General features: G+C 72.7%; 15 protein-coding genes. 11 read left to right on the forward strand and 4 right to left on the reverse strand.

Features of this window, described 5'->3' with window-relative positions; translation table 11 throughout:
- The first annotated feature begins 46 nt into the window (after nt 1–46).
- Complete coding sequence (locus ACFYZ3_RS34025) at nt 47–1093, forward strand: asparaginase (RefSeq protein ID WP_388526003.1); 1047 nt, start codon at nt 47–49, stop codon at nt 1091–1093.
- A 97-nt stretch (nt 1094–1190) separates the two neighbouring features.
- Nucleotides 1191–2447: a GNAT family N-acetyltransferase gene (locus ACFYZ3_RS34030; RefSeq protein ID WP_388526006.1), complete on the forward strand. Its 1257-nt coding sequence runs from the start codon at nt 1191–1193 to the stop codon at nt 2445–2447.
- A 178-nt stretch (nt 2448–2625) separates the two neighbouring features.
- Here the strand turns inward: ACFYZ3_RS34030 and ACFYZ3_RS34035 are convergent, their stop codons facing one another.
- Entirely contained in the window at nt 2626–2811 is a 186-nt protein-coding gene (locus ACFYZ3_RS34035; RefSeq protein ID WP_003974784.1) for a hypothetical protein, read from the reverse strand.
- Nucleotides 2812–2964: 153 nt separating this feature from the next.
- On the opposite strand from ACFYZ3_RS34035, the gene ACFYZ3_RS34040 reads away from it, so the two are divergent.
- Nucleotides 2965–3876, forward strand: a complete 912-nt coding sequence (locus ACFYZ3_RS34040) for a FadR/GntR family transcriptional regulator (protein WP_388526009.1) — start codon at nt 2965–2967, stop codon at nt 3874–3876.
- A 9-nt stretch (nt 3877–3885) separates the two neighbouring features.
- On the opposite strand, the gene ACFYZ3_RS34045 is transcribed toward ACFYZ3_RS34040, so the two are convergent.
- Entirely contained in the window at nt 3886–4074 is a 189-nt protein-coding gene (locus ACFYZ3_RS34045) for a hypothetical protein (RefSeq protein ID WP_104635634.1), read from the reverse strand.
- Nucleotides 4075–4214: 140 nt separating this feature from the next.
- Here ACFYZ3_RS34045 and ACFYZ3_RS34050 point away from each other — a divergent pair, with 140 nt between their 5' ends.
- The 5 genes from ACFYZ3_RS34050 (at nt 4215) to ACFYZ3_RS34070 (ending at nt 9842) form a co-directional block, all read left to right on the forward strand.
- Entirely contained in the window at nt 4215–5090 is an 876-nt protein-coding gene (locus ACFYZ3_RS34050) for a winged helix-turn-helix domain-containing protein (protein WP_388526012.1), read from the forward strand.
- Entirely contained in the window at nt 5090–5866 is a 777-nt protein-coding gene (locus ACFYZ3_RS34055; RefSeq protein WP_388526015.1) for an HAD family hydrolase, read from the forward strand. The genes ACFYZ3_RS34050 and ACFYZ3_RS34055 overlap by 1 nt, the downstream gene beginning before the upstream one ends.
- 157 nt (nt 5867–6023) lie before the next feature.
- Nucleotides 6024–7133: a phosphotransferase gene (locus tag ACFYZ3_RS34060; RefSeq protein WP_388526018.1), complete on the forward strand. Its 1110-nt coding sequence runs from the start codon at nt 6024–6026 to the stop codon at nt 7131–7133.
- A 10-nt stretch (nt 7134–7143) separates the two neighbouring features.
- Nucleotides 7144–7758 carry a TetR family transcriptional regulator gene (locus ACFYZ3_RS34065; protein ID WP_388526021.1) on the forward strand — a complete coding sequence of 205 codons (615 nt, stop codon included), beginning with the start codon at nt 7144–7146 and terminating at the stop codon, nt 7756–7758.
- Nucleotides 7759–7799: 41 nt separating this feature from the next.
- Nucleotides 7800–9842, forward strand: coding sequence for a HelD family protein (locus ACFYZ3_RS34070; RefSeq protein WP_388526024.1), 2043 nt, complete (start codon nt 7800–7802; stop codon nt 9840–9842).
- Between the two features lie 114 nt (nt 9843–9956).
- Here ACFYZ3_RS34070 and ACFYZ3_RS34075 read toward each other — a convergent pair whose 3' ends face one another.
- Complete coding sequence (locus ACFYZ3_RS34075; RefSeq protein WP_388526026.1) at nt 9957–10856, reverse strand: NAD(P)-dependent oxidoreductase; 900 nt, start codon at nt 10854–10856, stop codon at nt 9957–9959.
- A 50-nt stretch (nt 10857–10906) separates the two neighbouring features.
- Between ACFYZ3_RS34075 and ACFYZ3_RS34080 the strand changes: the two genes are divergently transcribed.
- Nucleotides 10907–11266 carry a winged helix-turn-helix transcriptional regulator gene (locus ACFYZ3_RS34080; RefSeq protein ID WP_388526029.1) on the forward strand — a complete coding sequence of 120 codons (360 nt, stop codon included), beginning with the start codon at nt 10907–10909 and terminating at the stop codon, nt 11264–11266.
- 114 nt (nt 11267–11380) lie between these two features.
- Here ACFYZ3_RS34080 and ACFYZ3_RS34085 read toward each other — a convergent pair whose 3' ends face one another.
- Nucleotides 11381–11884 carry an NUDIX hydrolase gene (locus ACFYZ3_RS34085; RefSeq protein WP_388526032.1) on the reverse strand — a complete coding sequence of 168 codons (504 nt, stop codon included), beginning with the start codon at nt 11882–11884 and terminating at the stop codon, nt 11381–11383.
- A 223-nt stretch (nt 11885–12107) separates the two neighbouring features.
- Here ACFYZ3_RS34085 and ACFYZ3_RS34090 point away from each other — a divergent pair, with 223 nt between their 5' ends.
- Together ACFYZ3_RS34090 and ACFYZ3_RS34095 are read left to right on the forward strand one after the other, a co-directional pair.
- Complete coding sequence (locus ACFYZ3_RS34090) at nt 12108–12533, forward strand: helix-turn-helix domain-containing protein (RefSeq protein WP_115743339.1); 426 nt, start codon at nt 12108–12110, stop codon at nt 12531–12533.
- A gap of 22 nt (nt 12534–12555) precedes the next feature.
- Nucleotides 12556–13197: a hypothetical protein gene (locus tag ACFYZ3_RS34095; RefSeq protein WP_388526035.1), complete on the forward strand. Its 642-nt coding sequence runs from the start codon at nt 12556–12558 to the stop codon at nt 13195–13197.
- Nucleotides 13198–13257: the final 60 nt, after the last annotated feature.

Below are 13257 nucleotides of genomic sequence, written 5' to 3' on the forward strand. Positions count from 1 at the left end.
GGGCCGTCGCCGCGGGGGGTCGCCCGTTCCCGGAAGGCCACCGCCGATGCCCGCGCCCCAGCCGTCGCAACCGATGCAGCCGTCGCAGCCGTCACAGTCGCCGCAGCCGTCGCATGCGAACCAGACCGCGCCCACGTCCGCCCTCTCGCCCGTCGTGCCGCCGGTCCTCGCCGAGGTCGTCCGGTCCGGCTTCGTCGAGGGGCGGCACCGGGGCAGCCTGGTGGTCCTGGGCACCGACGGGGCGGTGGAGCTGGCGCTGGGCGAGGTGACGGCGCCGGTCTTCCCGCGCTCCTCGAACAAGCCGATGCAGGCGGCGGGCGTGCTGCGGGCGGGCCTCGACCTCGCGGGGGAGCGGCTGGCGCTGGCCGCCGCCAGCCACTCCGGAGAACCGTTTCACCGTGATCTGGTCCGCAAGATGCTGGACGAGTACGGACTGGACCCGGCGCTGCTCCAGTGCCCGCCCGACCTGCCGCTGGACGCCGAGGAGCGGGAGACGTACCTGGCGTCGGGCGCCGAGCCCGACCGCGTCACCATGAACTGCTCCGGCAAGCACACCGCGATGCTGGCGGTCTGCGCGCAGCAGGGCTGGCCGCTGGAGACCTATCTCGACCCGGAGCACCCGCTCCAGCGCGTCATCCACAGGGTTGTGGAGGACGCGGCGGGCGAGCCGGTCGCCGCCGTCGGCACCGACGGGTGCGGGGCGCCGCTGATGGCGATCAGCCTGGTCGGGCTGGCCCGCGCCTTCCGCTCCTTCGTCGCCGCCGAGCCCGGTTCGGCCGAGCGCCGGGTCGCCGACGCGATGCGCGCGCACCCCGAGTACGTCGCCGGCAGCCGACGTGCCGACACCTGGCTGATGCGCGAGGTGCCGGGCAGCCTCTCCAAGATGGGCGCCGAGGCCGTACAGGCGGTGGCCCTGCCGGACGGCCGCGCCCTCGCCTTCAAGATCGAGGACGGCGCGACCCGGGCCCTGGGCCCGGTCCTGGCCCGCGCCCTGACCCTGCTGGGAGTGGAAGCGCCGGTCGTCGAGCGCATCGGGCGCGCGCCGCTGCTGGGCGGCGGTCGCGAGGTGGGGGATATCCGGGCGTCCTTCTGACGTCCCGGGCCTTCGGGGTCTTCGGGGCCGTCGGGGCCCTCGGATCCACCCCGATAATCCCCGCGACGCAGCCGGGTGGGCGATCTACGGTGAGCGTATGAGCCGCCGCACCGAGATAGACGTACGTCCCATCACCGAGGCCGAGTTCCCCGACTGGAACCGGGCCCTGAACACGGGGTTCCTGCGGCCGCCCGCCGTGGCCGAGGAGCAGTTGGAGGCCCGCCGCCACGAGTTCGTGCCCGGCCGGTCGCTCGGCGCCTTCGACGGCGACCGGTGCGTGGCGACCTTCCGGTCCTTCGACCAGGAGCTGACGGCCGTCGGCGGCGCCCCGGTCCGGGCCGACGCGATCTCCAACGTCACCGTCACCGCGACCCACCGGCGCCGCGGCCTGCTCACCCGGATGATGGCGCAGGACCTGGCCGCGGCGAAGGAGCGCGGGGACGTCGTCGCGACCCTGATCGCGGCGGAGTACCGGATCTACGGCCGGTACGGCTTCGGCCCCGGCACCACCATGACCGAGTGGACGGTCGACGTCCCCCGCGCCGGTCTGGACCCGCGCTGGGCCGCCCCGGAGGACGGCGGCCGGATCGACCTCGTGGACGGCGCCGACGTCCGGCGGCTCGGACCCGACCTGCACGAGCGGCTGCGCCGGACCCAGCCCGGAGCGGTCAGCCGGACCGAGCTGTGGTGGCGTTACCGGACCGGTGTCGTCGACTGGAACGGCTCCGGCTGGACCGAGCCCTGCTACGCCGTGTACCGCTCGGCGGACGGCGAGGTGGAGGGCATGGCCGCCTACCGGACCGACGACCGCTGGGGCGAGGCCAAACAGCCGCTGAACACGGCGACCGTGGACTGGCTGCTCGCCGTGACCCCGGCCGCCGAGCGCGCGCTGTGGCACTACCTGTGCTCGATCGACTGGGTCCAGACGGTGAAGAGCGGCTGGCGCTCCCCGGACGACCTGCTCCCGCATCTCCTGCCGGACCCGCGCGCGGCCCGCGTCACCACGCAGGCCGACTGGCTGTGGGTGCGGATCCTCGACGTCGCGCGGGCGCTGGAGGCGCGGACGTACGAAGGGCAGGGATCGGTGGTCCTCGAGGTCGTGGACGGGGGAGGGCTCACCGGCGGGCGGTGGCGGCTGGAGGCGGGGCCGGACGGGGCGTCCTGCGCGCCGACCACCGAGAGCGCCCACTTCGTGCTGGACGTGAGCGACTTGGCCGCGCTGTGGCTCGGCGACGAGTCGGCGGTGCGGCTGGCCGCGCTCGGCCGGGTGCGGGAAGAACGAGCGGGCGCCGCCCGTGTGGTCGACGCCCTGCTGCGTACGTCCAGGCGGCCTTGGTGCCCGGACATGTTCTGAGGTGACTCCCTTCCTCCGGTGACGGCGGACGTGCGCATCCGTAGCGCGGGTTCTTCGACGTGCTCTTCAGTTGTGGTTGTGGTTGTTGTGCTTGTTCTGCCTGTTGTGCGTGGTGCCTACTGACCGGCCGGGCTCCCGGCTCCCCTCCGGAAGGGGGCCCGGCCGTCAGTACGTCGGTTCAGCCGGACTGGGCGAGCAGCATCACGAGGATCACCGCACCCACACCGCCGATCATGGTGTTCTTCGCCTTGATGCCGATGGACAGCGCGACGAACGCGATGATGCCCATCGGCCCGTACTTCCACTGCACGAGCTGCTCGAACCCGATGGCCAGAGCCGCGACGACGATGGCGATGAGCGGCATGGTGGACCCCCTGTCACCGTGGTGGCCAACCCCCGTGAGGCTCGACCACGTTGCTCAAGTTGGCTGCCAACTTCACTGTACTTATCTCCGCTTGGAAGCGTCTCATAACCACCTTTCCGCGAACTGCCCAAAGATGGCGAGAAGTTGTAGGGTTTGGTCGTGGAGCCGGAACACGCCCCCGTCAACGGGCGGGAGAGACCGCAGCGGCCACAGACAACACATCGAGAGGTGGCCGACGAGCTGCGCGCCCGGATCAGGTCCGGTCGGCTGCGGCCGGGCCAGCGCATGCCCACGCAGGCCCAGTTGGCCGAGGAGTTCGGCGTGGAGCGGGGTGCCGTCCGCCAGGCCCTGCGCACACTTCAGTCGGAACGTCTGCTCACCAATGTGTCCAAGGGGAGCCCGGCGACCGTCGCGCCCGACCTGTACGGCCCCCAGTCCGGCCCCGAAGCGCGGCCGATGCCCACGACCGTGGCGCTCGCCTCGCGGATCGCGGCGGCCTTCGCCGCCGAGCACGTCGAGATCGACGCGCTCTGCCTGACCTCCGTCTCCCTCACCCTCGCCCTCGGTGAACCGCTGAGCCAGATCCACGCGGGGCGACTGAAACCGGCCAAGGTCGACGTCCGCGTCCTGCTGCCGAGCGGCGACATCGACCTCGCCTTCCCGGTGGCGGTCTCGGGGGGCGCGGCGGGCGGCCCGGTGCACGAGCGGTGGCTGGCGATGCGCAACGCCCAGGGACAGGTGCTCCGGCACAACCTGCTGAGCCTGCGCGCCACGCACGGCATCGACGTGCGCGTCTCCTTCCGCGCACTGCCCTTCACCCCGCCGGTGAAGCTGTACGTGCTCAACGGCAGCGAGGCCCTGTTCGCGTACTACACCCTCGGCCGGCGCGCGCAGGAGATCGACCACGAGCAGCTGGAGATGTACGACGCGGAGGGCATCCGCTCGACGCTGTTCGCCTTCGAACAGGGCGGTGGCCTGCGCGACGGCGTGTTCGTGAAGCAGTCCCGGCTGTGGTTCGAGGCGCTGTGGGGGACGATCAGCTCCGAGCTGGTGCTCACGGGCTGACCGTCCCCCTCACAGTGCGGGACCCGCGACCAGGAGGGCCAGCAGCACCGCTCCGGCGGAGCTGACGGAGGGGCTCTTGGCCTTGATGCCTATGGTGAGCAGGAGCAGGCCGACGATGCCGGTGGCACCGTACTTCCACTGGACGATCTGCTCGAAGGCGATGACGAAGACCGCGGAGACCAGGGCGAGGACGGGCATGGCCTTCCCCCCTTCGGGAAGATAGACTTTCGCCAACTGAGCGAAGTTGGCAACCAACTCTCCCTAGGTTGTCCCCACTTGGCTACTACCTATAAACAAGTTTCAAACAACTCCCTATAGGTAGGTCGAAGTTGTAGCGTTTGGTCGTGACTCAGGAGAACGTGTCCGTGAACGGCAGCAGAAGGCTCTCGTCCCAGGAGATCGCCGACGTCCTGCGGGAGCGGATCCGCGGGGGAGACCTCAGGGCGGGCGACCGCCTGCCCACCCAGGCCGAGCTGGCCGAGGAGTTCGGCGTGGAGCGCGGCACCGTCCGCCAGGCCCTGCGCGCCCTCCAGGAGGACGGCCTGCTCACCAACGTCAGCAAGGGCAGCCCGCCCCGCATCGCCGAGCCCGCCACACCGCGGGCCGAGCCGCAGCCGACGATGGTGGCGCTCGGGCCGCGCCTGGCGGAGGCGTTCGCGGCACCGCACGTCCAGGTCGACGTCGTGTGCCACACCTCGGAGACGCTGATGCTGGCCCTCAGCGAGCCGCTCCGCCTGATCCACGAGGGCCGCATCCACCCGGAGTCGATCGACTTCCGCGTGCTGATGCCCTCCCGCGACATCGAACTCGCCTTCCCCGTCCTGGTCGAGGACGAGGAGGACGACCCGGTCCACCAGCGCTGGCTCCAGATGCGCAACGCCCAGGCCCGCGTCCTCCAGCACAACCTGCACGCCGTGCGCTCCACCCACCGCGTCGACGTGCGCATCGCCTTCCGCGCCCTGCCGTTCACCCCGCCGATGAAGCTGTACCTGCTCAACGGCGAGGAGGCCCTCCTCGGCTACTACATGCTGACCCGCCGCGAGGAGGAGTACGAGAGCCGGACGCTCCAGATGTACGACGCGCTCGGCTCCCAGTCGCTGCTGTTCTCGTTCCTAAAGCGGACCGGTCACCGGGACGCGGTGTTCGTGGAGGAATCACAGAAGTGGTTCGACGCCCTCTGGGAAACCATCACCACGGACATGACACTCTCCTAGTGACTTCCGATACGGATCAGACGGAACCGGTGAGCGAGCGGGCCGGCCCGGACGAGCAGTCCGAGGCCCTGCGGGACCTGGTCATGGGCGCCCGCGTCGTCCTGTGGGACTTCGACGGCCCCATCTGCAGACTGTTCGCGGGCTACTCCGCCGACCGGGTGGCGGGCGAACTGGTGGACTGGCTGGAGCGGCTGGGCCTCAAGGAGTTGCTCACCCAGGAGGAGCAGGTCCACCCGGACCCGCACGCCCTGCTGGCCGCGGTCGACCGCAGACACCGGCGGAGCGACCTGGTCGCCGAGTTCGAGGAACGGCTGACCCGGGAGGAACGGCGGGCCGTGCCCACCGCGTGGCCGACCGCGTACGCGGACGCCCTGATCCGCACCTGGTCCGCCCTCGGCGTGGGCCTCGCGGTCACGACCAACAACTCGCCCCGCGTGGTGGGCGAGTACCTGGAGTCCCGGGACCTGCTGGGCTGCTTCGCCCCGCACATCTACGGCCGCACCGGGGACCCGCAGCTGCTCAAGCCGGACCCCCACTGCCTCAACCGCGCCCTGAGCGCGATGGGCGCCGCCCCCGCCCGGGCCCTGATGGTCGGCGACTCCGCCTCCGACGTGACCGCCGCCCGACGGGCCGGCGTGCCCTTCCTGGGCTACGGCCACAACGAACGCAAGACGAAGCTCCTCAAACAGGCGGGCGCGGACACGGTCGTCGACTCCCTGGAGCCGGTCCTCAGGCTGCTGTGGGAGACGGCGGGGCCGGGACCCGGACGGGCCTGACCCGCCCCGGCGTCGTACACGTGCTCATCCGTTCGCCGTGCGGAGGGACGGCGCGGCGGCGTTCGCCGGGGTTCCGCGGGGATGAGGGGGACAACAGGAGTACCGTTTTCCCACTCCTGCACCTCCGCAAGGGTCCAAGGCGAAAGAAAAACGGTAGATGTCGCCTCAATCGGCCTCCCCCGCCCGGCTCCGTGCCGTCGAGGTGAGCGGTGACGCAAGCGCGGTCGAGGGCCCACTGCGCGGTTACCACCACGAGACGTACGTGGTCCCGCTGCCCGGAGCCGCGGGTGCCGCGGACGGGGCCCGCTGGAAGTGCCGGGAGCCGCGCAGCGGCCTGCTCTGGTTCGACCGCCGGTGCTTCGTCTCGGAGGAGCAGCTGCTGCGCGCCCTTCAGGGCCGGATCACCGGCGTGCCGGACGTCTTCGAGGTCGGCGGGCTGCCCCTGCAGCGGTTCGTCGAGGGCCGGACCCTCGGATCCCTGCACGGGGCCGGGCGGGCGGTGCCCGAGGGGTTCACGCGGCAGATCGTGCGGCTCTTCGGCGAGATGGCGGCGGTCACGGCGCGGACGCTGCCGGTGGAGCGGCGGTGCAGCCCCGAGGACCGGCCGGCGGACGGCGACACCGACGGCTTCATGGAACGGCTCGTCTGCTTCACCGAGCAGCGCGTCTATACGGAGAACCTGCCGCGGTTCGGCTCGCTCTACGCGGCCCTGGGGCTGGACGGCGACGCGTTCAAGCGCCTGCGCAAGCACGTCGCCGGGCTCCGGGAACGTCCGTTCTGCCTGCTCCACGCCGACCTGCACCGCGAGAACATCATCGTCGACGCGGACCGGCGGCTGTGGACCATCGACTGGGAACTGGCGATGGTCGGCGATCCGCTCTACGACCTCGCCACCCATCTGCACCTGATGCGCTACCCGTCCCGGCAGGGACTCCGGGTGGCGGAGCACTGGCGCCGCACGGTCGAGGCCGTGCGCCCCGGCGGCACCCGCGGCTGGCGGGAGGACCTGGAGCGGATCGTCGGCTACAAGCGGGCCCAGTCGGTCTTCACCGACGTCGTCCGCGAAGCCGTCTCACTGGGGCGCGGGGCGCGGTCGGCCGGTCCCGAGGTCGGGGCCGCCGCCGTCAGGCTGCACACCGTCCTGACCGGCGCGGCCCTTCCCCTCGGACTGGAGTCGGTGCCCGGCCCCGCCGAGATCGGTACCGCGCTCGTCCGGTGGGGCCGTACGCACCCGGACGAGGAGGGGGCCCTGCCGGACACCCCCTAGGCTCGCCTGCATGAACGCCCCCGGTCTGCGCGAGCGCAAGAAGCAGCGGATGTTCCGGACCCTGTCGGACATCGCCGTCGAACTCTTCCTGGAGAAGGGCTTCGACGCGGTGTCCGTCGCGGAGGTGGCCGCCGCGGCCGAGGTCTCCAAGCCGACGCTCTTCCGGTACTTCCCGGCCAAGGAGGACCTGGTCCTGCACCGGATCGCCGACCACGAGGACGAGGCGGCCCGGGTGGCGGAACAGGGGCTGCCCGCGCCGGTCGACGCGCTGCGGCGGCACTTCCTGGCGGGTCTTGAGCGGTGCGACCCGGTGACCGGGCTCAACGACCACCCCGCCGTGCTCGCCTTCCACCGGCTGCTCTACGGCACCCCCGCCCTGGTCGCCCGGATGCACACCCAGCTGGAGCGGTCCGAGGCCGCGCTCGCCGAGGTGCTCGGCGGTGACCTGGAGGCCAGGCTGGCGGCCGGGCAGATCATCGCCGTGCAGCGGGTCCTCGCGCTGGACAACTGGCGGCGGATCGCCGCCGGGGAACGGGTGGAGGACGTGCGGGCGGAGGCGGTGGCGGCGGCGGAGCGGGCCTTCGACGGGCTGGCCGCCGCACTGCCCAGATTCGTTACGACGTAAAAAATGTAACTCAGTAACGTCATTCCTCTATGCTTGCTGGAATGACGTCGACCGACACCGCCCTCCAGCGCGCCCTCGACCGCGAACGCGCCCACCACGAACACTGCCGGACCGTCCTCACCGCGATGGTCGAGGGCGCCCAGGACCACGCCGTCACCGGCGAGGACGTCTCCGCCTCCGGTGCCGACGCCGAGGTCCTCGGGTACCGGCTGCGCAGCCGGGCCAAGGAGATGCGAGAACTGCCCGAGGGCCCGCTGTTCTTCGGACGGCTCGACTTCGCCCAGGCAGAGGATGCCGGGCGGGCGCTGCACATCGGCCGGCTGCGGATCAGCGAGCACCCGGCCGCCCCGCCCCTCGTCGTCGACTGGCGCGCCCCCGTCTCCCGCGCCTTCTACCAGGCCACCGCGGGAGACCCCCGCGGCGTGGCCGTCCGCCGCCGCTTCGGCTGGGCGCCCGGCAGCCGCGGCGACGCCGCCGACCTCACCGGCATGGAGGACGAGCACCTCGGCCGGGGCGAGTCCCGGGCCGGCGTCATCGTCGCGCGGGAGATCGAACGGCCCCGCGTCGGACCCATGCGGGACATCGCCGCCACCATCCAGCCCGAGCAGGACGACCTGGTCCGCGCCGCTCTCGGCGCCACCGTCTGCGTCCAGGGCGCCCCGGGCACCGGCAAGACCGCCGTCGGCCTGCACCGGGCCGCGTACCTCCTCTACACCCACCCGCAGCGCATCCGGCGCGGCGGACTGCTGATCCTCGGCCCGAACCCGACCTTCCTCTCCTACATCGCCGAGGTGCTCCCCGCCCTCGGCGAGAGCGGCGTACGGCAGTCCACGCTGGACCGGGAGATCGCCCGGCACCCGGTCACCCGCACCGACGACGCACCGGCCGCCGCCCTCAAGCACGACGCCCGGACCGCCGAGGTGCTGCGCCGCGCCCTGTACGCGCGCGTGGACCCGGGCGCCGCGGGCGACCTCGCCGTGCCGGACGGCTCCTACCGCTGGCGGGTCCCGGCCGAGGCGCTGGCCCGCATCGTCGCCGAGGTCCGGGAGGAGGAGCCGCCGTACGGTGTCGGGCGCGAGCGGGTCAGGGCCCGGATCGTGCGGTACGTCCGGGAAAGGGCCGAACGGCGCGCCGGGCCGCAGAGCAACGCCTGGCTGCGCCGCGTCGAACGGTGCCGCCCGGTCGGCGCGGCCCTCGACGCCGTATGGCCCCGGGTGCGCCCCGAAGAGGTCGTCGCGCCGCTGCTCGGCGACCCCGCAGTGCTGGCCCGCGCCGCCGACGGGCTGCTGGACCAGGAGGAACAGCAGGCCCTGCGGTGGACGGGGCGGGCACCGCGGTCGTGGAAGTCGGCGCGCTGGTCCGCCGCCGACCTGCTCCTCCTCGACGAGGTCGCCGGACTCCTCGAACACCCCGAGGGGTACGGCCACATCGTCGTGGACGAGGCCCAGGACCTGTCCCCGATGGAGTGCCGGGCCATCGCCCGCAGGTCGGCCTTCGGTTCGCTCACCGTCCTCGGCGACCTCGCCCAGGGGACCACGCCGTGGGCCGCGCGCTCGTGGCGGACCGTCCTCTCCCACCTGGGCCGTCCGGACGCGGCCGTGGTGCCGCTGACCACCGGATTCCGGGTGCCGAAGGAGGTGGTGGGCCTCACCAACCGGCTGCTCGCGCGGCTCGGCGTGGACGTGCCGCCGGCCCGCTCGCTGCGCGGCGACGGCGAGTTGACCCTGCGCGAGGCCGCCCCCGGTACCGTGCCGGAGGCGGTCGTGGACGCCGTACGGCACGCGGTCACCCGGGAGGGCTCGGTGGGTGTCGTCGCCGCCGACCCGGACGTGCCGGGGCTGCGGGCCGCCCTCGACGCGGCCGGCATCGCGGCGGCCGGGCCCGAGGAGCTGGACTCCCGGGTGGCCGTCGTGCCGGCGAGCGTGGTCAAGGGCCTGGAGTACGACCACGTCGTCGCCGTCGAACCGGCGGCGATCGCGGCGGCGGAGGGCCCCGGGGGTCGGGGCCTGCACCGGCTCTACGTGGTGCTCACCCGCGCGGTGTCCCGGCTGGACGTGGTCCACGCGCGGCCCCTGCCGTTCTGACGGGCTCGCTCCCCTCGCCCGTTCCGGCGCACCGGTTCCCCGCACCGGTTCCCCGCACCGGTTCCCCGCACCGGTTCCCCGCACCGGTTCCCCGCACCGGTCCCCCGCCCCGGGTCAGCGCCCGGTGATCACGTCCGCGACCCGGGTGTAGCCGTCGGAGCCGTGCCCCCGCGCGACGACCCGGCGGGCCTGTCCCTCGATCACCCGCATCAGGCTCGTGTCGATGCCGTGCGCCTCGGCGGCGTGGACGACGTGCGCCATGGTCGAGACGGCCGAGGTGACCGGGTTGATCGCGCCCGAGTACGTACCGGCGTCCGTGCCGGCGGCGAACTCCGTGAACAGCGGCGGCAGGATCGCGGCGATGCCGTGCGCGAACGGCGCGAGTTCCGCGCCGGTGACGCCCTCCGCCCGGGCCACCGCGAGGGCGTGCACGTAGCCCGCCATCGCCGTCCAGAAGACGTCGAGCAGCGCGATGTCGTAGGCCGCCGCCCGTCCGGGGTCCTCGCCCAGGTGGGTGTGGGTGCCGCCGAGCGCCGCCAGCACCGGCCGGTGCTCCTCGTACAGCTCCTCGGGGCCGCTGTGCAGGAACACGCCGTCGTCCGTGCCGATGGTCGGGGCCGGGGTCATGATCGCGCCGTCCAGGTAGCGGACGCCGTGCCGGGCGGCCCACTCGGCCGTGTCCCGGGCGCGCCCGGGGGTGTCGGCGCTCAGGTTCACGACCGTCCGGCCCTTGAGCGCGGCGGTGACGGCCTCCTGGCGCAGCACGGCGTCCGAGGCGTCGTAGTTCACCACGCAGACGACCGTCAGCGGCGAGGCGGCGACCGCCTCCTCGGCCGACGCGGCGGCGACCGCGCCCGCCGCGACCAGCTCGGCGTCCCGCCCCGGCGTGCGGTTCCAGACGGTGGTGGCCACCCCAGCGGCCACGAACGCGGCGGCCAGCGCCCGGCCCATCGGACCCAGGCCGACGACGGTGACGGCGGTGACGGCAACGGGCCGCCCGGTGTGTGCGGACATGCTTCAACTCCCGTAACGTGAGGAACAATTGCTGATGAAGGGGGCACCTCATGGCACACCGGCGCCACGATCCGAACGTCTGCGGGGTGACCGCCGCGATCGCCGTGATCGAGGGCAAGTGGAAGACCACGCTGCTGTGGCTGCTGGAGTCCGGCCCGCACCGCCCGGCCGAACTGCGCCGGAGGGCGCCGGGACTCACCGAGAAGGTGCTGACGCAGGCGCTGCGCGAGATGGAGGCGGACGGCCTGGTGGACCGACGGGTGTACGACGAGCTGCCGCTGCGGACCGAGTACTCGCTGACCGCGTTCGGCCGCGATCTCGCCGAGGCCCTTTCCCCCCTCTCCGACTGGGGCCACCGCCGCCTGGACCGGCTGACGGGACCGGAGGCCGCCGTCCGCACGCCTTCCTGACGCCCGCCTGCCCCCTCAGTCTCCGACGGGCGCGGCGCGTTGCCCAGTACGCACAAAAAAGTGGGTACGGGGACCGGAGCCGTGCCTGAGCCCAGACCGCGATCGCGGGCAAGGTCAGGACTGCGCGGTCCGGAACGCGAGATACCGGCTGAACGCTTCGTGGCTGTCGGGGGTGAAGCGCCACTCCAGCAGGGCCGACCGCAGCTCCGGCTCGGTCAGCCAGCCGTGCCAGGCGACCTCGTCGGGATCGGGGACCACGGCGTCCGGCACCACGGCTTCGTGCACGCCGAGCCAGTGAGGGCTCACACCGCTGCGGTTGATGAACGTGAACAGCAGGCGCGGCAGCGCACGAATGCCCAGCTCTTCGGCCAGCTCCCGCGCGGCGGCCTGTTCATAGGACTCGCCGACGTTTGCTGCACCCCCGACCTCGACCTCGTAGAACCCGGGGTAGCGCGACACCTGCTCCGACCGCCGGTGGACGAGGATCCGGCCACCCTCGTCACGGCACACCGTCACGGCGACCCGATGCAGCCAACCCTCCCGCACGGCCTCCCGACGGCTGACCGCCACCCCCAGCACACGATCCTGATCGTCGACACGCTCCACCCATTCATCCACGAACCACACCCTGGCAGAGCCCACCGACAACGCCGTTTCTCGGCGACTCGCGGAGGCTGGCCCCCCAAGCACCCGCACCGGGAGGCCGCACGCGGAAGACGACAGGTGTCGTGCACATACGACACCTGCCCGTGGTCGGCCTCAGCGCCTGCGGGCCGCAGCGGGAGACACTCTTGCAAGCAGGGTGCTTGCAATAGTTAGCGCGGTGCTGCATGGTGGAGGCATGGCATCGCTCAACGTCGGCAATCTCGGTGAGTACCTGCGCGAGCAGCGGCGCAACGCGCAGCTGTCGCTCCGGCAGCTCGCCGACGCCGCGGGCGTGTCCAACCCGTACCTGAGCCAGATCGAGCGCGGGCTGCGCAAGCCGAGCGCGGAGGTGCTCCAGCAGGTCGCCAAGGCGCTGCGGATCTCCGCCGAGACGCTGTACGTCCGCGCGGGGATCCTCGACGCGGAGCGGGACCGGGAGGACGTGGAGACGCGTGCGGTCATCCTCGCCGACCCCTCGCTGAACGAGCGCCAGAAGCAGGTGCTGCTCCAGGTCTACGAGTCCTTCCGCAAGGAGAACGGGTTCGGGGCCGACGCGGAGCCGGGCGCCGACGCCGACATCGCCGTCGACGGGGCTGGAACGACACAAAACCCTCACTCATAGGCAATTCCGGAGGACCATCACCATGGCCATCACCGACGACCTGCGCAAGACCTTCAGCGACCCCACCCCGCTCTACTTCGCCGCGGGCACCGCCGACCTCGCCTTCCAGCAGGCCAAGAAGGTGCCGGTGCTGGTGGAGCAGCTGCGCGCGGAGGCCCCGGCGCGGATCGACGCCGTACGCAACACCGACCCGAAGGCCGTCCAGGAGAAGGCGACGGCCCGCGTCAAGGAGACCCAGGGCAGCCTCCAGGCCAAGGCCAACGAGCTGTTCGGCTCCCTCGACGCCGACTTCAAGAAGCTGGGCGAGACCGCCCAGGACCTCGCGCTGCGGTCCGTCGGCGTGGCCGCCGAGTACGCCGTCAAGGCCCGGGAGACCTACGAGAAGGTCGCCGAGCGCGGCGAGCACGCGGTGCGCACCTGGCGCGGCCAGGCCGCCGACGGCATCGAGGACCTCGCCGAGGACGTGGAGGACTTCGCGGTCGCCGTCGAGCCGGCCAAGCCCGCCCCGGCCAAGCCCGCGGCGCCCAAGCCGGCGACGGCCAAGTCCGAGCCGGTCCGGGTCACCGAGGACAAGTCCGCGGCGGCGAAGAAGACGCCCGCCCCGCGCAAGGCCCCGGCGAAGAAGAGCACCACCGCGAAGAAGACGACGCCGCCCGCCAAGTAGGGCAGGGCGCGAGGAGCGGGGAGCGGGCCGGGCACCCTTGGGGTGTCCGGCTCGTTCTGC

The sequence above is a fragment of the Streptomyces sp. NPDC001599 genome (assembly GCF_042893535.1).
GTDB lineage: Bacteria > Actinomycetota > Actinomycetes > Streptomycetales > Streptomycetaceae > Streptomyces.

Excerpts from the sequence above, each read along its gene's own strand:
- ACFYZ3_RS34025 (WP_388526003.1), top strand. The coding sequence starts at position 47 with ATGCCCGCGCCCCAGCCGTCGCAACCGATGCAGCCGTCGCAGCCGTCA.
- ACFYZ3_RS34030 (WP_388526006.1), top strand. The coding sequence starts at position 1,191 with ATGAGCCGCCGCACCGAGATAGACGTACGTCCCATCACCGAGGCCGAG.
- ACFYZ3_RS34035 (WP_003974784.1), bottom strand. The coding sequence starts at position 2,811 with ATGCCGCTCATCGCCATCGTCGTCGCGGCTCTGGCCATCGGGTTCGAG.
- ACFYZ3_RS34045 (WP_104635634.1), bottom strand. The coding sequence starts at position 4,074 with ATGCCCGTCCTCGCCCTGGTCTCCGCGGTCTTCGTCATCGCCTTCGAG.
- ACFYZ3_RS34060 (WP_388526018.1), top strand. The coding sequence starts at position 6,024 with ATGTCGCCTCAATCGGCCTCCCCCGCCCGGCTCCGTGCCGTCGAGGTG.
- ACFYZ3_RS34065 (WP_388526021.1), top strand. The coding sequence starts at position 7,144 with ATGAACGCCCCCGGTCTGCGCGAGCGCAAGAAGCAGCGGATGTTCCGG.
- ACFYZ3_RS34070 (WP_388526024.1), top strand. The coding sequence starts at position 7,800 with ATGACGTCGACCGACACCGCCCTCCAGCGCGCCCTCGACCGCGAACGC.
- ACFYZ3_RS34075 (WP_388526026.1), bottom strand. The coding sequence starts at position 10,856 with ATGTCCGCACACACCGGGCGGCCCGTTGCCGTCACCGCCGTCACCGTC.
- ACFYZ3_RS34080 (WP_388526029.1), top strand. The coding sequence starts at position 10,907 with ATGGCACACCGGCGCCACGATCCGAACGTCTGCGGGGTGACCGCCGCG.
- ACFYZ3_RS34090 (WP_115743339.1), top strand. The coding sequence starts at position 12,108 with ATGGCATCGCTCAACGTCGGCAATCTCGGTGAGTACCTGCGCGAGCAG.
- ACFYZ3_RS34095 (WP_388526035.1), top strand. The coding sequence starts at position 12,556 with ATGGCCATCACCGACGACCTGCGCAAGACCTTCAGCGACCCCACCCCG.